Raw genomic sequence first — 18498 nt, 5'->3', positions numbered from 1 at the left:
CACGATGCCGGTCAGGGTCGTGGGACAAAAATGAGCATGTCCGGTTCAGGCATGCTCGAATCAGGTTTTGTCAGGCGTTGAGCTGGAACAGCGACATCTTGGACATGTCGGTAAAGGTTTTATAGGAGGCCTGAAGCGCCGTCTGCTGCATGGTATAGCTGGAAATCGCCGAGGTATAGTCGGTGTCGACCAGGTCGCTCATTTCGCTGCTCAGGATAACGTCGCGGTTGCCGCCCTGCCCATCCAGCGTGCTCAGTTCAGAGAGCTGAGTGCCGATCTCGGAGCGCACGGTCAGAACATTGTTCAGCGCGTTGCCAAGGCCGCGGTTAGTTTTATCCATCGCATCCTGAAACGTCTTTTTAGCGGCGTCGTCGGCGTCCGCCAGCGGCGTCTTCAGCGCGGCGATGGCGCTGTCGAGCATATTGAAGATATTGGTTTCGCTGGCGCTGCCGTCCGGCTCTTTTTTGGCGTTGCCGGTGATCGACATAAAGATGTCGTCGCCGGTGTGCCCCACGGTCATGGTGCGACTGGTATCAACCTTCTGCGTAATGGCGTCGCTGCCGCCTGCATAGGTGACCGCGCCGCTGCCGTTATCGACGAAAGGCGCGCTGTCGGTTTTATAGCCGGCGAAAATATAGCGGCCGTTGCCATCTTTGCTGTTCGCCAGGTTCAGCAGCTGCGAGCGCAGGCCCTCCAGCTGGGTGGCGATAGAGCCACGGTCGTCGTCGCTCAGCGTGCCGGTCGAGCCGTTTACGATCAGCGTCTGCGCATCCTGGATGGTGCTGGTCACGCCGGTGAGCGTGTTCTCTTCCATCGACAATCCCTGAGTCGCAAAGGTGCGCGCCAGTGAGTACTGGCTGCTCTGTGCCTGAGTCTGCGCCAGCACCACCGAGCGCGACGCGGCGATAGGATCGTCAGAGGGATTGTTGACGCGGCGGCCGCTGGAGAGCTGCTCGCCCACTTTCAGCCAGGAGGCTTGCGAATCGCTGATGCCGCGCACCTGCTGGTTGAAAATCATATTGGTACTGAGTCGCATAGTTCTTTTCCTTAGCGGATATTGAGCAGCGCGTCGAAAATCGAGCTGGCGGTTTGCAGCACCTGCGCGTTCGCCATGTAGTACTGCTGATACTTGGTCAGGTTGGCGTACTCTTCATCGAGGTTGACGCCAGAGACCGACTGCTGGCGATCGGTCAGCTGCGTCACGACGTTTTTCTGCGTGGTGCTGGCGGTTTCCAGCGTGCTGGTTTTGTTGCCGACGGTGCTGACGATGCTGGCGTAAGCCTGCGACAGCGTCGCGTTGCCGTTTACCAGCTTCGCATCCTGCAGCGCCAGCAGCTTCTGGGCGTTGCGGTTGTCGCTCTCGCCGCCCGTCGCGCCCGCCGCAGCGATCTGCGACTCCTTGGTAATGGCGACCGACATGCCGCTGATGACGTTCTGCACCGGCTTCACCAGGAAGCTGTCCTGCGCGTTCGGCGTGCCGTTCACGGTCAGCTGCACGCCGTCGAAGCTCAGCGTGGCGTTGCCCGAGGCGTCGGTGCCGGCGGTGGCGGTAATTTTCACATTGTCGGACGCGCGCGTGACGTTCCAGTTCGCGCCGTCATAGCTGACGGTATAGTTAGAAGCTTTCAGCGCGCTGGTATCGGTCCAGCTCGCCGTCACGGTCGTGGCGGAGCTGTTTTTACTGTTGCTCTGCACCGTTGGGCTGCCGATGGTGAAAAAGTCCGTGCCCTGATCGCCGTTGCTGTCGTAGCCCTGCTTATGCACCGCGTTGAAGCTGGTGGTAAAGGCGGCTGCCAGCTGGCCGAGCTGGTTTTGCGCGCTGTCCAGGTCCTGCGAGCGGAAAGCCAGCAGGCCGCCCAGCGAGCCGGTGCTGATGTTCTTTTCAGCAATCTCGACGTTGCCGGCGCTGTTATCCACATAGCCGACAGCGGTACGCGTCGGATCGCTGCTGGAGGGCATCGCGACCAGGCTGGTGGATTTGTTGCCGTTGACCAGCGTTACGCTGCCCATGGAGACGATATAGTTGCCGTCCTGCTTAGAGACGCTGACGCCGACGATATTATTCAGGTTATTGACCAGCTGATCGCGCTGATCCAGCAGATCGTTCGGCTGCGCGCCGCTTGCGGTGCTCAGCTTGCCGATCTGCTTGTTGAGATCGGCGATCTGGCTGGTAAAGGTGTTGATCTGGTCAATGTTTGAGGCAACATCGGTATTGACGCTGCTCTGCATATTGGTCAGATACTGCGCGGTGGTCTGGAACTGGTTCACCAGCCCCTGAGCGTTGCTCAGCATCGACTGACGCGCAGAGGGATCGTTCGCGTTGCTCACCACGTTCTGCAGGTTGGTAAAGAAGCCCTGAATCGACGTCGAGAGACTGGTCGTTGAGGTTGAAAGCAGATCGTCGATGTTGGAGATTTGCGAGTACTGGGTATTGGCCGCGCTGTAGGTGGCGCTGGAGCTGCGCAGCTGGGCTGTGATGAACTCATCATACTCGCGCTGCACGCCGGTAACGTTCACGCCGTTGCCGTAATAGCTGCTGCCCTGCAGGGTGCTGTTCGCCTGAGACAGCAGAATCGTCTGCCGCGAGTAGCCTGCGACCGTATAGTTGGTGATGTTGTTGCTGGTGGTGCTGAGCGCCGCCTGTGCGGCGCTCAGCCCACTCATCGCAGAGTTTATTATGCTGGACATTTCGGTTCCTTTCTTTCCCGTTAAGCGGGCTCGCACTCATCAATGCTCGCCCGTGCGCGAAAACGCGTCTGGCATCTGCTGATATTATCGGCGCGCCTGAGTGAAACTTGAGGCTGGGCCGCTAGAAGAGATCGTTTAAATCTTTGCTGTACGCCTTCACCACTTTCTCGCCCATGTTTTTGAATTGCTGGATCATTCCCACCAGCTTCTGCGCATATTTTGGGTCGGTGGCGTAACCGGCGGCCTGCAGCGCATGCGCGCCCTGCTCGGCGGTCTGCGCGCTGGTGACGGCGGCGTAGCGCGGGTTGTTCGAGAGGAGTTTGACGTAATCGTTTAGCGCTTCGAAATAGGAGTGGTAGACGCGGAAGCTGGCGCGCACCTTCTTCGCCTCGCCCTGGTCATACTCCGTGGTCATGATATCGGTGGTTTCGCCCTTCCAGTTGCCGCTCGCCTTGATGCCGAAGACGTTGTAGCTCGGCTTGCCGTCGCGGGTCAGGATCTGGCGCTGGCCCCAGCCCGACTCCAGCGCCGCCTGCGCCAGAATCAGGTGGTGCGGAATGCCGCTTTCGGCGCTGGCGGCCTGCGCAGGCTGCGCCAGCTGGGCGATAAATTCGCTGCTGTCGGCAGGCAGGTTGGTCGGCGAGACCGGCAGGCGCGGCACCGCCTTGCGCACCATCTGCTCCAGCTGGCTGGAGGCCGCCGCGCTGTAGATAAAGCTGTCGTCGAGCGGCATCGGCACGGTACCGGCGCGCTCGTCGGGCTCCTGCGCCGGCTGCATCTGCCTGACGATAAGGTCGGCCATGCCCAGACCGCGCTTGCCGATCTCCTGCGCAATCTGCTGATCGTACATCGAGGTAAACATTTTGGTCGATTCGTTGCTGAAGATGCCGTCCTGCGGCAGCGCTTCGCGCATGCTCTTCATCATCATCTGCACAAACATTCCCTCGACCTGCTTCGCCACCTGCAGCGCCTTGCCTTTCGGATCGGTACTGGCTTCGCGCTTCAGGTCGTTCAGCGAGCGGCTGTCAAAAGCCGCTTTCATCAGCGATTGCGTATCCATCGTCAGATAATTTCCAGTTTGGCGCGCAGGCAGCCCGCGCTCTCCATCGATTGCAGAATCGACATCAGCTCGATCGGCGAGGCGCCTAAGGCGTTGAGCGCTCGCACCACGTTGTTCAGGTTGGCGCTGGCGCTGACGCGCTGCAGCGCGCCGCCGCTCTGGCGCAGATCGATCTGCGTCTGCGGCGTCACCACCGTCTGGCCGCCGCCAAACGGCGTATTCGGCTGGCTGACGTTCTGCGACTGGTTGACCGTGACCGACAGGTTGCCCTGCGCCACCGCACAGGTGCTCAGCGTCACTTCGCGGTTCATCACCACCGACCCGGTGCGCGAGTTGATGATCACTTTGGCGTCTTCAATCGGAATCGAGACGTCGATGTTGAGGATCTCCGCCAGCAGGCGCACCTGAGAGCTGTTGTTCGGCGAAACGCGCACCTGTACGGTGCGGGCGTCAAGCGCCGTCGCCTGGCCGTAGCCGCCGCGTCCGTTGATGGCGTCGGCGATACGCTGCGCCATCGAGAAATCTTCATTGTTCAGCTGCAGGTTGAGGGTGTTCTGGCTGCCGAAGTTGCTTTGCAGTTCGCGCTCGACGGTGGCGCCGCCGGTGATGCGGCCGCCGTTAAGCTGGTTGACCTGCACGCTGCTGCCGCCTGCCGACGCGCCCGCGCCGCCGACCAGAATGTTGCCCTGCGCCAGCGCGTAGACCTGATTGTCGACGCCTTTCATCGGCGTCATCACCAGGGTGCCGCCGCGCAGGCTTTTGGCATTGCCCAGCGAGGAGACCACGACGTCGATGGTCTGCCCCTGACGGGCGAAGGCAGGCAGCTGCGCCGTCACCATGACCGCCGCGACGTTTTTCAGCTGCATGTTGGTGCCCTGCGGCACGGTAATGCCGAGCTGGGAGAGCATGTTGCTGACGGTTTGCGTGGTAAACGGCGTCTGGGTGGTCTGGTCGCCGGTGCCGTCGAGGCCCACGACCAGGCCGTAGCCGATCAGCTGGTTGTCGCGCACGCCCTGCACGCTGGCCAGATCGCGAATGCGATCCGCGTGGGCGCTCAGGCAGAGGCCGAGCGTCAGGCTCAGGCCGAGCAGTAAACTTTTCACACTTTTCATCATGACCTCATTACATCGGCGAGATGTTCAGGAAGAAACGCTGGAACCAGCCCATGGTCTGCGCTTCATTAATATATCCATTGCCGACATATTCGATGCGGGCGTCGGCCACCGCCGTCGACAGTACCGAGTTGCTGGCGCTGATGGTGCGCGGGTTCACGACGCCGGAGAAGCGAATAAACTCGGTGCCCTGGTTGATCTCGATCTGCTTCTCGCCGACCACGCGCAGGTTGCCGTTCGACAGAACCTGATTCACGGTGACGGTAATGGTGCCGGTGAAGGTGTTGTTGGCGGTTGCGCCGCCTTTGCCAGCGAAATCGTTTTTGCCGTTGGCGCCCACATTGGCCTTCGAGCCGTCTGCGCCCACCAGGCCGTTCAGGCCGGTCGGAATAGCGTCGAGGCCGAAGCTGGCGCTGCCGTCGCGCGTCGCGTTGGCTGAAGAGCTCTTGCTGGCGCTGACGTTTTCCTGCAGGACGATAGTGAGCGTATCGCCGATATTGCGCGGGCGGCGATCCTCAAACAGCGGCTGGTAGCCGTAGTTGAGCGGCGCGACGCCCTGAAAAATAGAGCCGTTGACCACCGGCGGCGCGGAAGGCAGCGGCTGCGCCGTCGTTGCCCCTTCCACCAGCGGCGTGCGCGGCACTAACGCACAACCGTTAAGGGTCAGCAGCATTGTCGCCACCAACCAATGTCCAGGCTTTATGTTCAGTTGCTTCGCCACGGAGTCACGACCTTATAGATGTGTTGACTTCAGGCCAGCCAGCGCTGGCCCTGATAACCGAAATTAAATCTGCGTTAACTTCTGCAGCATTTGATCGGAGGTGCTGATCGCCTTGCTGTTGATTTCATAGGCGCGCTGCGTCTGGATCATGGTGACCAGCTCTTCCGCCACGTTGACGTTAGAGGTTTCCACATAGCCCTGGTAGAGCAGGCCCGCGCCGTTCTGGCCCGGCGTGCTCTGGGTCGGCGCGCCTGATGCCTGGGTTTCCTGGTAGAGGTTTTCGCCCATGCTGTCGAGACCGGCATCGTTAATAAAGGTGCTGATAGTGAGCTGTCCGACCTGCGCCGGATTGGTCTGGCCCTGCTGCGTCACGCTCACCACGCCGTCGCGCGAGATGGTGATGCTGGTGGCGTTGGCCGGGATCGTGATGCCCGGCTGCACCGGATAGCCGGCGTTGTTGACCAGCTGACCGTTCTGGTCCACCTGGAACGAGCCGTCGCGGGTGTAGGCGGAAGTGCCGTCCGGCAGCTGCACTTCAAAATAACCCTGGCCGTTGATCGCCACATCTTTGGAGTTGCTGGTCTGCGACAGGTTGCCCTGGGTATGCAGGCGCTCGGTGGTGACCGGACGCACGCCGGTACCGATCTGCAGGCCCGACGGCAGCGTAGTCTGTTCGGAAGACTGGGTGCCCGGCTGACGCAGGGTCTGGTACATCAAATCTTCAAACACCGCGCGCGAACGTTTAAAGCCGTTGGTGCTGACGTTCGCCAGGTTGTTGGAGATGACGTCCATATTGGTTTGCTGGGCGTCAAGACCGGTTTTGGCGATCCATAAGGAACGAATCATCTGTTTTCCTCTGCCTTAGCTGCTCATGTTCAGCAGCTGGTTGGCTTTTTGTTCGTTTTCGTCGACGTTGGTGATGACTTTCATCTGCATCTCGAAACGTCGGGCGTTGGCGATCATATCGACCATGGTCTCTACCGGCTTGACGTTGCTGCCCTCCAGCACGCCCGGCATCACCTGCACCGTGGCGTCGGCGGCCAGCGCCGCGCCGCGCGTCGCCTGGGTCTGCTGGTTCGGACGGAACATGCCGTCGTCGCCGCGCTGCATCTCTTTGCCGGTGGCTTTCACCAGCTTCAGACGGCCGATCTGCACCGTGGCGTTTGGCGCATCGCCCGCGTTGCGCGAGGTGATGGTGCCGTCCGCCGCGATGGTCAGCTCGGCGCCCTGCGGCACCGCGATAGGGCCGCCATCGCCCATGACGGGATTGCCCTGGACGGTCAGAATGCCGGTCGAGCTGATCTGCATATTGCCGTTGCGGGTATAGGCTTCGCTGCCGTCAGCGGTGCGCACCGCCAGCCAGCCGTCCTGCCCCATCGCCACGTCCAGCGTGCGTCCGGTATTGTCCATTGCGCCCTGGCTCATATCGGCGCCGGGCGTCGAGGCGGCGACCAGGGTGCGCGTCGGCAGCGACCAGCCGCTGACCGGCACCGCGCGCAGCGCATTGAGCTGCGCGCGAAAGCCCGGCGTTGAGGCGTTGGCGAGGTTGCTGGCCGTGACGGCCTGCTGATCCAGCGTCTGGCTGGCCGCGCCCATTGCGGTATATATCGCGTGATCCATAAAGCAATCCCGTTAGTGAATTAACGCAAGTTAACCAGGGTGTTGAGAATCTGGTCCTGAGTTTTGATGGTCTGGGCGTTCGCCTGATAGTTGCGCTGCGCCACGATCATGTTCACCAGCTCTTTGCTCATATCGACGTTCGACGCTTCCAGCGCGCCGGAGGTCAGCGAACCGTAGGTGCCGGTGTTCGCCAGACCGATCGCCGCCTGACCAGAGGAGCTGGTAGCGGACCAGACGTTGTCGCCCTGCGACTGCAACCCTTCCGGGTTAGAGAAGCTGGCCAGCACGATCTGGCCCAGCAGCTGGGTCTTTTTGTTGGAGTAGCTGCCGGTAATGGTGCCGTCGTCGTTAATCGCGTAGCTGGTCAGATCGCCCGGCGCGTAGCCGTCCTGCGCCGGGTTGCCGAAGGTGGTGGTGCCGGTGTTCTGCTGCAGGCTGCCCAGCATGCTCAGCGAAAAGACCTGACCCGCCGCCGCGCCGTTAGAACCGTTGATGGTCAGGTTGACGGTTGACGCCGTGCCGCCGTTAAGGCCAGTCAGGTTGCCGCTCGCGTCGAACGCCGCGGTGAAAGTCCCTGCGCTGGTGCCGGTGGTGGAGTCAATCGCGTGCACCGTCCAGTTGTTGTCGGCGGTTTTGACGTAATACATGTCGAGGTTGTGGTCGTTACCTTGAGAGTCATAGACCGTCATGGTGCTTTTCGCGTTGTAGCTGCCGACGTCGCTGGCGTTGAACGGCGTTACGGTCGGAATGGCGTCGGTGGAGTTGAGGTTCGCCACCTGGGTCGCGGTGGTGGTGGCGCGCGCCGACATCTGCGTGGTTGGAATGCTCAGCGCGACCGGGTTGGCACCCGTCTGCACCGTCGGCGGCGTACCGCTTACCGGATAGCCGGTGACTTTAAGCCCCTGCGTGTTCACCAGGTTGCGGTTCTCATCCAGCGTCAGCTGGCCGTTGCGCGAGTAGTAAACCGCGCCGCTGGCGTCCGCCATACGAAAGAAGCCGTTGCCGCTCAGCGCGACGTCGAGTCCGCGGCTGGTGGTGGTGGTGGCGCCGTCGTTAAAGTTCTGGATCACCGCCGCCACCTTGGTGCCGAGGCCGACGTTGGAACCGGCGAACATATCGGCGAAGGCGATGGTGCTGGACTTAAAGCCCGCCGTCGCGGAGTTGGCGATGTTGTTGCCGATAACGTCCAGGTTGCTGGAGGCAGCGCCCAGGCCGCTCACCGCTTGGGAAAATGACATGTTTATTTCTCCTGTTTAGAGATGAATCAGAGAATCTGACGTACTTCATCAAGGGTTGCGGAGCCCATGGTGCCGAGATCCAGTTTGGTGGTGTTATTTGCCGTCGAGACGCCGTTGATGTAGGCGTAGTTGAGCGGCTGGGCCACCAGTTGCGTGCTGCCATTGCTGGCGGCGATTGAAACCGTATATTTGCCGTCCGGCGCGGTGGAGCTGTCCGCCAGGGTGCCGTCCCACGAGAAGGTATGCACGCCGGCCGAGAGCGCCCCCAGATCGATGGTGCGCACCACGTTGCCGCCGGCGTCTTTCACCGTGGCGGTGGTGGCGGTCGACGCGGTAGCCAGCTCGACGCCAAACGGCGTGGTGGTGCCTTTGCCGACCAGCACCTGCGTGCCGTTTACCATGACGCCGTGGCCGATCAGCGTCGAACTCTGCAGCGACTGGCTGGTGCTGATCTGGCCGGAGATCGAACCCAGCGTAGTATTGAGTTTTTCAATGCCGCTCAGGGTGTTGATCTGCGCCAGCTGCGTGGTGAGCTGGCTGTTGTCCATCGGATTAGTGGGATCCTGATTCTGCAACTGCGTAACCAGCATGGTCAGAAACTGGTTCTGCAGATCCTGCGCGCTGTTGCTGGTGCCGCTGCTGGATGAGCTGAGGACCGTGGGGTCCAGTTTCTCGTTGACGCCTACTGCGATGCCCATGTCGTTTCTCCGTTAGGAACCCATGGTCAGGGTTTTCATCATCATTGATTTCACGGTGTTCAGCACCTCGACGTTGGCCTGGTAGCTGCGCGACGCCGACATGGTGTTGACGCTTTCGGCCACCACGTCCACGTTCGGCATCTTCACGTAGCCCTTGTCATCCGCCAGCGGATTGCCTGGGTCGTACACCAGCTTCGCCGGAGAGGGATCGTCCAGCACCTGCGCCACTTTGACGCCGCCGGTCGCCGCGCCGGGCGCCGCATCGGTCTGGAACACCACCTGCTTCGCCACGTAAGGCTTGCCGTCGGGGCCGGTGACGCTGTCGGCGTTCGCCAGGTTGCTGGCGCTGACGTTGAGTCGCTGGGATTGCGCGGTCATCGCTGAACCGGCAATGTCAAAAATATTCAGCAATGCCATGTTTATTGCCCCTGTAACACGCTCATCATGCCCTTGATCTGGCTGCTGATGAGGGTGAGGTCGGTCTGGTACTTCAGACTGTTGTCCGCGAACTGCGTACGCTCGCGGTCCATATCGACGGTGTTGCCGTCCGCTGCAGGCTGATCGGGAATGCGATAGAGCAGGTTGGCCGACGCCGCCGAGTTGACCTGCGCTTCGATATGGCGTGGCGAGGTGACTTTCAGCGACATGCCGCTGCCTTCGGCGCGCCCGTTTTTCATTACCCGACTGAGCTCGCTGGCAAAGTCGATATCCCGCGCCTGATAGCCAGGGGTATCGGCGTTGGCAATATTTGACGCCAGGATCTCCTGACGTTGAGCACGCAGATTGAGAGCTTCAGTGCCGAACTGCAGCGCAGCATCCAGTTTGTCGAGCATGCTTCCTCCGCAAATGAGAATTTCGAGAGAACAGCTTATGGGGGAAAAGCAATAGCCATCGTCTGAATAACGGCAAAAATCACGGCTATTTTTCGCCTTGATTTTGTCGCGGCGCGAGTACACTCGTCGCCATTAGCAGCAAGGAGTGATTTGATGCGTAACCTTACCGCCCTGTTGGCCGGCCTGCTGGCGCTGTTCGCCCTGCCCGCCAGCGCCGCCGATCTTCCCGCCCAGCTAACGGGCTTTTTCCAGGCTCGCGACGCGCAGCACGCGGCGGGCATGACGGTGGAGATTAAGACGCCGCAGGCGCAGTGGCCGACCTGCGACGCGCCGCAGTTCAGCCTGCCTGGCAATAGCCGCCTGTGGGGGCCCATGAGCGTGGCCGCGACCTGCGGCGATACGCGACGTTTTCTTCAGGTGCAGGTGCAGGTTACCGGCCAGTATCTGGTGGCGACGCGTCTGCTGGCGCGCGGCTCAACCGTCAGCGCCGACGATTTTCGCCTGCAGAGTGGCCGCCTCGATACTCTGCCGGCGCGCACCATGCTTGACGTCGGTTCGGTGGCGGATGCGGTGGTGCTGCGCGATATTCAGCCGGGCCAGCCGGTAACGCTGTCGATGATGCGCCAGCCGTGGCGCGTGAAGGCGGGTCAGAGCGTGATGGTAATCGCCAGCGGCGAAGGCTTTAACGCCAGCGGCGAAGGCAAAGCGTTGAACAATGCGATTCTGGCGCAGTCGGTGCGCGTGCGCATGGGCAACGGTCAGGTGGTGAGCGGGAAAGTGGATGCGGATGGGAATATTCTGATATCGCTATAAGGCGCTAAAGAACGCTGTTTTTCTGCCGATAGAGAAATCAATTAAGCGATTACGCTATTCTGATTCAGGTGGCAGTTTCCCCTGACCGTACAGGAGCCCGAATATGAGCATCGACAGAACGCAACCTCTGAAGCCCGTCGCGACCGTGCAAACCCGTGAAAGCAACGAGTCCACGACCGGTAAAACGCGCCAGGCGTCGAACGCTACCGCAACCACGCCCGCCGCAGCCCAGGTCAGCCTGAGCAATGCGCAGTCGCAGCTGACCCAGCCGGGCAGCCAGGACATCAACGTGGCGCGCGTCGAACAACTGAAAACCGCCATTCGCAATGGCGAACTGAAAATGGATACCGGCAAGATCGCCGATGCGCTGATTGCCGACACTAAGGCGTATTTAGAGGGTAAATAATCCCCATGAGCAACCTGTTGACCACACTAGATAAGATGCAGGAAGTGCTTTCCTCGCTTTCGAACGTTCTCGAAGAGGAGCAGCACCAACTGGCCGCAGGCAGGATTAATAATAATCTGCTGCAGCGCATTACCGAAGATAAAGGCGCGCTGCTGGCGACGCTAAGCTATCTTGACGAGATGCGCCGCAGCACCGAGCGGCAGCTCGGCACCCATGCGCCTTATGCTGGTCACAGTGATATGACGCGCCGCTGGCAGAGTATCGGCCTGATGACGCGTCGCTTAAACGACGCCAATACCCATAACGGCTTGCTGCTCAATCAGCAGATCCGCTTTACTGAAGAGGCGCTGACCGTGCTTAAGCCGCATCAGACGCAGGCGTTTTTATGGCCCGGACGGGCTGGGTAAAGGTCAGGCGACGCTAAGCCGGAAGGCATAAAAAAATCCCGCCAGAAGGCGGGATTTTTTTACCGACAACGCGGAAGTGGAAACGCGAGTGGTATGGACCGAAGAGCAAAGCGTCCCGCGCAAGGGACAAAAACGCCGGGAGCGTTTTTGAACAACGCAGCGCGTTGGCCCGTTAACGGGCGCACCTCAGGGATGAGGTGCGTAGCACGCGGGCCGAGCTGGCATGGATGCCGCTTTTGCGTCTTTGCGATCGGGCCATACCATCCGCGTCTGCACCCAGTCCGCAGACAAAAAAAAATCCCGCCTTCAGAGCGGGATTTTGCTGTTTTACGCGTGCGCCCGGCGCGCATAGTCGCGCAGCCGGAAGCCGAGCAGCCCTAGCGTCAGGAAGTAGGCGCCGCCGCCCACCGCGCAGACCGCCGCCAGACGTAGCAGACGCCAGACCATCGCGCCCTCTTCCCACGCCGGCATCACATAAAGGATGCCCACCAGCGCCGCCGCCATTACGCTTACCGCGATCGCCAGACGCAGCAGAAAGCTCGCCCAGCCCGGCTGCGGCTGAAAAATCTTCTTCTTACGCAGCTGCCAGTAGAGCAGCGCGGCGTTAAGGCAGGCTGCCAGGCCGATAGAGAGCGACAGCCCGGCATGCTTCAGCGGGCCGATAAAGGCCAGGTTCATTAACTGCGTCATCACCAGGGTAATCATGGCGATCTTCACGGGCGTTTTGATGTCCTGACGCGAGTAGAACCCCGGCGCCAGCACCTTCACCACGATCAGCCCCATCAGCCCCACTGAATAGGCAATCAGCGCGCGCTGCGTCATCAGAGCGTCGAAGGCGGTGAACTTGCCGTACTGAAACAGCGCGACGGTGAGCGGGCCGGAAAGAATGCCCAGCGCCACCGCGCTCGGCAGCGCCAGTAGAAAGCAGAGGCGCAGGCCCCAGTCCATCAGGCGGGAATATTCATCGTGATTGCCGCTGGAAAAGCTCTTCGCCAGCGACGGCAGCAAAATGGTGCCGAGCGCCACGCCCAGCACGCCCGACGGGAACTCCATCAGGCGATCGGCGTAATACATCCATGAGACCGAGCCGGAGACGAGAAACGAGGCGAAAATAGTATTGATGATCAGCGAAATCTGGCTGACGGAAACGCCGAGGATCGCCGGCCCCATCTGCCGCATCACGCGCCAGACGCCCGCATCTTTCAGGTTAATGCGCGGCAGCACCAGCATGCCGATCTTCTTCAGGTGCGGCAGCTGGTAGAAAAGCTGCAGCACGCCGCCTGCGACCACCGCCCACGCCAGCGCCATCACCGGCGGATGAAAGTGCGGCGCGGCAAAGAGCGCAAAGCCGATCATGCTGATATTCAGCAGCGTGGGCGCGAAGGCGGGAACGGAAAAGCGGTTCCAGGTATTGAGGATGGCGCCCGCCAGCGAAGCCAGCGAAATCAGCAAAATATAGGGAAAGGTCACGCGCAGCAGCGCACTGGTGAGCGCGAACTTATCGGCGGTATCGGCAAAGCCGGGCGCAGTGACCAGAATCACCCAGGGCGCGGCGAACATCCCCGCGATGGTCACCAGCGCCAGCGCCAGCGTCAGCAGGCCTGAGACATAGGCGATAAAGAGCCGCGTCGCCTCTTCGCCCTGCTTGCTTTTATACTCGGCGAGGATCGGTACGAACGCTTGCGAAAAGGCGCCTTCGGCGAAGATGCGCCGCAGCAGGTTAGGCAGCTTAAAGGCGACGAAAAAGGCGTCCGTGGCCATCCCGGCGCCGAACACCCGCGCCACAATGGCGTCACGGGCAAAACCCAATACGCGGGAAAACAGGGTCATGGAACTGACCGCTGCCAGCGATTTCAACAGATTCATAATTGGCGCACGTCCTGAAAAGAGTCGGCAAAATGAGCTACTTAGCGCGGGCGCCCAGCGGCGCCCGGCGATAGTCTACTGCCACGGCGGGAAATGACCAGCACGGAGTGTTACAAGGCGTTATTCCTTCTCCGCCTCGCGCCACATTTTTTCCACCACGCGCTGCGCCAGCAGCGCCTGTTCGCCGCCTGTTTCAGGCATCGTCTGATTTTGCACGCACTGGATAAAATGGTGCGCCGCGCCGCTGAAGCCGCGCTGGGTCAGATGGCTTTGCCACGCGGGCGGCGGATCGATACGCACGCCGTCGCCGCGCTCCTCCTGCCAGTCGCGCATCTCCAGCACGTCGATGCAGCGGCCGTCGCCGACCAGGCTGGCGCGCTCGCGCTGGCTGCCCGCGCGGCGATGCATGCTGGTGGCGATCTGCACGGTGCCGGCGGCGAAGTGGTGCTCGGCATAGAGCATTTCGCCACGCTCGTTGGTATGGATGTAGCCATGACGCTGGACGGCGCGATCGCCCGCCAGCCAGAGCGCGGTATCCACCACGTGCAGATAGTCGTCAAGCAGCGTAAAGCGCAGATCGTTCGGTCCGACGCTGTCGCTGCGGTGTTTCTCCACGCGCAGGCTGGCAGCCTGCGGCATCGCCAGCCGCAGCTGCTGATAGCGCGGCGCAAAGCGGCGGTTAAAGCCCACCATCAGTTTGCGCCCGCGCTTTTCCGCCAGCGCCACCAGCGCCTCGGCCTGACTGAAATTATCGGCCAGCGGCTTATCCACCAGCACATCTTTTCCCGCCAGCAGCAGCGCTTTGACAATCTCGTAGTGGGTGACGGTGCTGGTGTGAACGAACACCGCGTCGCAGGCGTCCGCCAGCGCGTTCAGCGAGGAGAAACAGGTCATGCGGTAGCTGTCGCACACCGTCTGCGCCTTCTGCTGATTCGGCGAGAAGCCGCCGACCAGCGTCCAGCTTTCCGCCTGTGCCAGCACCGGCAGCCATGCTTTTTGCGCAATCGAACCCAGTCCGACAACGCCAATTCGCAGTTTCATCTCAGCCTCCTTTATGCAGCAGCGTTTGCACCAGCGCCTGTAAGACGGCGAGCGACTGCTCAAGCACGGCGACGCGCGCGCTGAGATCGCCGTTATCTTCCTGCGGCGTTTCCGCCTGGCTGGCGGATTGCTCGTCGCCGAACAGATGCAGGTAGCGGCTTTCGCGTTTGCCCGGCTCGCGCGGCAGGCGCGTCACCATCTCGCGCGCGGTTAAATCAGCCAGCACGCTTTCCACTTCTTCAACGTCGGCAAACTCGTGCAGTCTGCCGCTGCGCGTGCGCAGCTCGCCCGGCGTTTGCGCGCCGCGCAGGAACAGCAGCGTCAGAATCGCCACCTCGGCGCTGCTGAGCTGCAGGTTGCCGAAGGTCGAATTGCAAAAGCGCTGCTCATACTTCGCCACGCGCTGGCCAAAGCCGCTGTTGGCGGTCGCCAGATGCTTTTTCGTCAGCCGATCCAGCTCCTCCTGCACTTCGCTTTCGGTCAGGTTCATCACCGGCTCGCGGTTCGACTTCTGGTTGCAGGCGGTCACCACCGCATTCAGCGACAGCGGATACTGCTCCGGCGTGGTGACCTGCTTCTCCAGCAGGCAACCCAAAACACGCAACGCCAGCGGCGAAAGCGCCATTTTCATTCCGATCTCCTTATTAGCCGCGCCGATCCGGCGTCCACTCATGACGAGTCAGCGCGGTCAACACATGATCCTGCCAGCGGCCGTCGATTAACAGATAGTCTTTCGCATAACCCTCTTTCTCAAAGCCGAGACGCGCCAGCAGCGCGCCGCTGCGCTGATTATGCGGCATGTAGTTCGCCATAATGCGGTGGATATTCTGCTGGCGTTGCATATAGCGGATGGCGGCCTGAAGCGCCTCGAACATCAGTCCTTGTCCTTGCCACTTTTCGCCCAGCGAATAGCCGAGGTAGCAGGCGTGGAACGAGCCGCGCAGCACGTTGCTGAAGTTGGCGACGCCACGCACTTCGGACTCTTCGGGATCCATCAAAATGAAATAGTAGGCGGAGCCGCTCTTATGCATATCGGTGATCAGGCCCAGGCGCGCCTGCCAGCCGGAGGGGTAACAGTGGCTCTCGTCGCGCACCGGCTCCCAGGGTTTTAAGAAGGCGCGGTTTTCGGCGTAGTAATCCGCCAGTCGCCAGGCGTCGCGCTCGTGAACCAGACGCACCACCAGTCGGTCGGTGGTCAATCGCACCCTGGGCGCGGCAGAACGATAGCCAAACATCATGACTCCTGAAATCTGAGGCTTAAGAAAAGCGGTGCCAACAACATTGCTTTCACTATAACCGCCGCCCCTGCCGCGGTAAAATATTCGTTAACGACCGGCGTGAAACGCCTTGATTTTATTTTGCAAATCCCGGCCCGCTCGCAGCGTCGGTTTGCCCTCGCACCGAATCTCTTCCATACTTCCGACACGCCCTCAATCAGGGTGACGCCCGTCGCCCTGACTATCCAAAGGAGACCGGGATGAAACTCTACATCTATGACCACTGCCCCTTTTGCGTCAAAGCGCGCATGATTTTCGGCCTGAAAAACCTGCCGGTAGAGCTCATCGTGATGCTTAACGACGATGAAGCGACGCCGAAAAAGCTGGTGGGCCAGAAGGTGGCGCCCATCCTGCAAAAAGATGACGGCAGCGCAATGCCGGAAAGCCTCGATATTGTGCGCTTTATCGATAAAAGCGACCGGGAGCCGCTGCTGAACGGCAAAATCAATCCGGCGATCGGCGACTGGCTGCGCAGCGTCAACGGCTACGTTAATAAGCTGCTGCTGCCGCGCATCGCGGACGCCGCCTTCGCCGAATTCGCCACGCCGGAGGCGCGCGACTATTTCCGCCAGAAGAAAGAGGCGGCGATCGGCGATTTCGCCGAGCTAAAGAGCCATGCGCCGGGCCTGATCAAAAAGATCGGCGACGATCTGCGCCAGCTCGACAAGCTGATCGTGAAGCCCAACGCGGTCAACGGCGAGCTGTCGGAGGATGATATCCACCTCTTTCCGCTGCTGCGTTCGCTGACGCTGGTGGCCGGCATCGACTGGCCGAGCCGCGTGGCCGACTATCGCGACAACATGGCGAAGCAGACGCAGGTCAATCTGCTCTCCTCTATCGCCCTCTGACGCGGTTCGATGAGAGACGCGCCGGCGTTTCTCATCGCCTTCTTAATGACACCTCATCCGCATTCAGGCACCCTATGCGCTGCATGAGCATCAATCCGGATGAGGACACAATGAAAAAGGCATTTCTGGGGCTAACGGCCCTGTTTTTCGCCGTGCTGGTTAGCGGCTGCAATCAGCTTACGCAGTACACCGTCAGCGAGCAGGAAGTGAATCAGGCGCTGGCGAAGCACAACAATTATGAGAAAGATATCGGCGTCGCCGGCCTGGTGAACGCCCATATTCTGCTGAGCGACCTCAACAGCCAGATTGGCCGCGAGGAGCCGGACCGCGTCACGCTGACCGGCAGGGCGAAAATCAACGTCACTTCGCTGTTTGGCCCGCAGGAAGCGGATATGCAGCTGAAGATGAAGGCGCAGCCGGTATTCGACGCGCAGCAGGGCGCCGTCTATCTGCGCAATCTGGAGATCGTCGACGCGCAGGTGCAGCCGGAGAAGATGGCGGCGGTGATGAAAAGCCTGACGCCCTATCTGAATCAGTCGCTTAAAAGCTACTTTGATCAGAAGCCGGCCTATGTATTGAGCGTCGATCGCAGCAAAGGCGAGGCGCTGGCGAAGAAATTCGCTAAGGGCCTCAAGGTCGAGCCTGGCCAGCTGGTGATTCCGTTTACGCAGTAAAAGCTGAATCTTGCCCTGGCAACGTTAAAGAAGCTGAAAAGCTCACAACGCGGGTGACATGGCCCCAAGAGCAAAGCGTCCCGCGCAAGGGACAAAAACGCCGGGAGCGTTTTTGAACAACGCAGCGCGTTGGCCCGTTAACGGGCGCACCCAGGGATGAGGTGCGTAGCGCGCGGGACGAGCCGCCAGGGATGGCGATTTTTGCGTCTTTGCGATCGGGCCATGTCACCCAGCGACTGCACGTTATCCCAAACTCAACCACGCCTCATGTCGTTTTGCCTTTCTTGCAAGAAAAGAAGTGCAAACGGTTGCCCGACGCCTTATGCTTTGTACCCGGCCAAAACGCGCCTCTACGTTTCCTGACTAGCCGGAGCTTCACTGATGACTGCACACCCTCAGCAACTTACTATCCGCCGCCCTGACGACTGGCATATTCACCTGCGCGACGACGCGATGCTGAATACGGTTCTGCCTTATACCAGCGCGGTTAACGGACGTGCCATCGTGATGCCCAATCTGGTGCCGCCGGTCACCAGCGTCGCTGCCGCCGTCGCCTACCGCGACCGCATTCTGGCCGCACTGCCGGCGGACCATCGCTTCACCCCGCTGATGACCTGCTACCTTACCGACTCGCTCGATCCCGATGAGATCGAACAGGGCTTTAACGCGGGCGTGTTTACCGCCGCCAAACTCTATCCGGCGCATGCCACCACCAACTCCAGCCACGGCGTCACCCATATCGCCGCCATCAGCAGCGTGCTGGAGCGCATGCAGAAGATCGGCATGCCGCTGCTGATTCACGGCGAGGTCACCCACGCCGACATCGATATTTTCGATCGCGAGGCGCGCTTTATCGACAGCGTTATGGAGCCGCTGCGCAAAACGTACCCGGAACTCAAAGTCGTTTTCGAGCACATCACGACGCGCGAAGCCGCGCAGTACGTCGAGGCGGGCAATGACAAGCTGGGCGCCACCATTACGCCGCAGCATCTGATGTTCAACCGCAACCATATGCTGGTAGGCGGCGTGCGCCCGCACCTCTACTGCCTGCCGATCCTCAAGCGCAACGCGCATCAGGAAGCGCTGCGCAAGGTGGTCGCCAGCGGCCATCCGCGCTTCTTCCTCGGCACCGACACCGCGCCGCACCTGCGCCACCTCAAAGAGGCGAGGTGCGGCTGCGCAGGCGTTTTCAACGC

The 18498-nt window shown here is 60.9% G+C and carries 20 protein-coding genes and 1 pseudogene; 6 read left to right on the top strand and 15 right to left on the bottom strand.

The annotated features are described in order from the left end of the window. Window positions 1–70: 70 nt before the first annotated feature. From flgL to flgB, 11 genes are all read right to left on the bottom strand, one after another. Entirely contained in the window at window positions 71–1036 is a 966-nt protein-coding gene (flgL, locus tag HA46_RS00105) for a flagellar hook-associated protein FlgL (RefSeq protein WP_033789495.1), read from the bottom strand. Window positions 1037–1047: 11 nt separating this feature from the next. Beyond that, window positions 1048–2688, bottom strand: a complete 1641-nt coding sequence (flgK, locus tag HA46_RS00100; protein WP_033789493.1) for a flagellar hook-associated protein FlgK — start codon at window positions 2686–2688, stop codon at window positions 1048–1050. A gap of 121 nt (window positions 2689–2809) precedes the next feature. Further along, complete coding sequence (gene flgJ / locus HA46_RS00095) at window positions 2810–3748, bottom strand: flagellar assembly peptidoglycan hydrolase FlgJ (RefSeq protein WP_033789492.1); 939 nt, start codon at window positions 3746–3748, stop codon at window positions 2810–2812. A gap of 2 nt (window positions 3749–3750) precedes the next feature. Further along, the gene (locus tag HA46_RS00090; protein ID WP_376746360.1) at window positions 3751–4851 is read right to left on the bottom strand and encodes a flagellar basal body P-ring protein FlgI; all 1101 of its coding nucleotides are present in this window, start codon (window positions 4849–4851) and stop codon (window positions 3751–3753) included. A gap of 19 nt (window positions 4852–4870) precedes the next feature. Beyond that, the gene (locus HA46_RS00085) at window positions 4871–5533 is read right to left on the bottom strand and encodes a flagellar basal body L-ring protein FlgH (protein WP_253296959.1); all 663 of its coding nucleotides are present in this window, start codon (window positions 5531–5533) and stop codon (window positions 4871–4873) included. Between the two features lie 111 nt (window positions 5534–5644). Beyond that, window positions 5645–6427, bottom strand: a complete 783-nt coding sequence (gene flgG, locus HA46_RS00080; protein ID WP_033750971.1) for a flagellar basal-body rod protein FlgG — start codon at window positions 6425–6427, stop codon at window positions 5645–5647. A 15-nt stretch (window positions 6428–6442) separates the two neighbouring features. Next, window positions 6443–7201, bottom strand: a complete 759-nt coding sequence (locus tag HA46_RS00075; RefSeq protein WP_033750975.1) for a flagellar basal body rod protein FlgF — start codon at window positions 7199–7201, stop codon at window positions 6443–6445. Between the two features lie 20 nt (window positions 7202–7221). Continuing rightward, window positions 7222–8439 (bottom strand): flagellar hook protein FlgE, encoded by a 1218-nt coding sequence (gene flgE, locus HA46_RS00070; RefSeq protein WP_033789489.1) that lies wholly within the window; start codon window positions 8437–8439, stop codon window positions 7222–7224. Window positions 8440–8465: 26 nt separating this feature from the next. Continuing rightward, window positions 8466–9137, bottom strand: a complete 672-nt coding sequence (flgD, locus tag HA46_RS00065; RefSeq protein WP_033789488.1) for a flagellar hook assembly protein FlgD — start codon at window positions 9135–9137, stop codon at window positions 8466–8468. Window positions 9138–9149: 12 nt separating this feature from the next. Continuing rightward, window positions 9150–9554: a flagellar basal body rod protein FlgC gene (gene flgC, locus HA46_RS00060; protein WP_033789486.1), complete on the bottom strand. Its 405-nt coding sequence runs from the start codon at window positions 9552–9554 to the stop codon at window positions 9150–9152. A 2-nt stretch (window positions 9555–9556) separates the two neighbouring features. Then, complete coding sequence (gene flgB / locus HA46_RS00055; protein WP_033750987.1) at window positions 9557–9970, bottom strand: flagellar basal body rod protein FlgB; 414 nt, start codon at window positions 9968–9970, stop codon at window positions 9557–9559. 153 nt (window positions 9971–10123) lie between these two features. Between flgB and flgA the strand changes: the two genes are divergently transcribed. The 3 genes and pseudogenes from flgA to flgN all read left to right on the top strand — a co-directional run bounded on the left by flgA (window position 10124) and on the right by flgN (window position 11627). Further along, window positions 10124–10783: a flagellar basal body P-ring formation chaperone FlgA gene (flgA, locus tag HA46_RS00050; protein ID WP_033789483.1), complete on the top strand. Its 660-nt coding sequence runs from the start codon at window positions 10124–10126 to the stop codon at window positions 10781–10783. Between the two features lie 103 nt (window positions 10784–10886). Next, window positions 10887–11189: a flagellar biosynthesis anti-sigma factor FlgM gene (gene flgM, locus HA46_RS00045; RefSeq protein WP_033789480.1), complete on the top strand. Its 303-nt coding sequence runs from the start codon at window positions 10887–10889 to the stop codon at window positions 11187–11189. A gap of 5 nt (window positions 11190–11194) precedes the next feature. Next, window positions 11195–11627: pseudogene (flgN, locus tag HA46_RS00040) on the top strand (flagellar export chaperone FlgN). A 296-nt stretch (window positions 11628–11923) separates the two neighbouring features. On the opposite strand, the gene murJ reads toward flgN, so the two are convergent. The 4 genes from murJ to rimJ all read right to left on the bottom strand — a co-directional run bounded on the left by murJ (window position 11924) and on the right by rimJ (window position 15738). Then, window positions 11924–13462: a murein biosynthesis integral membrane protein MurJ gene (murJ, locus tag HA46_RS00035; RefSeq protein ID WP_084881829.1), complete on the bottom strand. Its 1539-nt coding sequence runs from the start codon at window positions 13460–13462 to the stop codon at window positions 11924–11926. 120 nt (window positions 13463–13582) lie between these two features. After that, window positions 13583–14503, bottom strand: coding sequence for a Gfo/Idh/MocA family protein (locus tag HA46_RS00030; RefSeq protein ID WP_033789477.1), 921 nt, complete (start codon window positions 14501–14503; stop codon window positions 13583–13585). A 1-nt stretch (window position 14504) separates the two neighbouring features. Next, a complete protein-coding gene (locus tag HA46_RS00025; protein ID WP_084881828.1) occupies window positions 14505–15134 on the bottom strand; it encodes a YceH family protein in 630 nt (209 codons plus the stop codon). Between the two features lie 13 nt (window positions 15135–15147). Further along, entirely contained in the window at window positions 15148–15738 is a 591-nt protein-coding gene (gene rimJ / locus HA46_RS00020) for a ribosomal protein S5-alanine N-acetyltransferase (RefSeq protein WP_033789472.1), read from the bottom strand. A 242-nt stretch (window positions 15739–15980) separates the two neighbouring features. Here rimJ and grxB point away from each other — a divergent pair, with 242 nt between their 5' ends. From grxB to pyrC, 3 genes are all read left to right on the top strand, one after another. Beyond that, on the top strand, window positions 15981–16628 hold the full coding sequence (gene grxB, locus HA46_RS00015; protein ID WP_033789470.1) for a glutaredoxin 2: 648 nt from the start codon (window positions 15981–15983) through the stop codon (window positions 16626–16628). 110 nt (window positions 16629–16738) lie between these two features. Next, a complete protein-coding gene (locus tag HA46_RS00010) occupies window positions 16739–17302 on the top strand; it encodes a lipoprotein (RefSeq protein ID WP_084881931.1) in 564 nt (187 codons plus the stop codon). A 381-nt stretch (window positions 17303–17683) separates the two neighbouring features. Continuing rightward, window positions 17684–18498: dihydroorotase (pyrC, locus tag HA46_RS00005; protein WP_084881827.1), on the top strand; the 815-nt coding region annotated here is incomplete at its 3' end.

Source organism: Pantoea septica, assembly GCF_002095575.1.
Classification (GTDB): Bacteria; Pseudomonadota; Gammaproteobacteria; order Enterobacterales; family Enterobacteriaceae; genus Pantoea; species Pantoea septica.
This window is presented reverse-complemented; position numbering and strand designations above follow the sequence as displayed.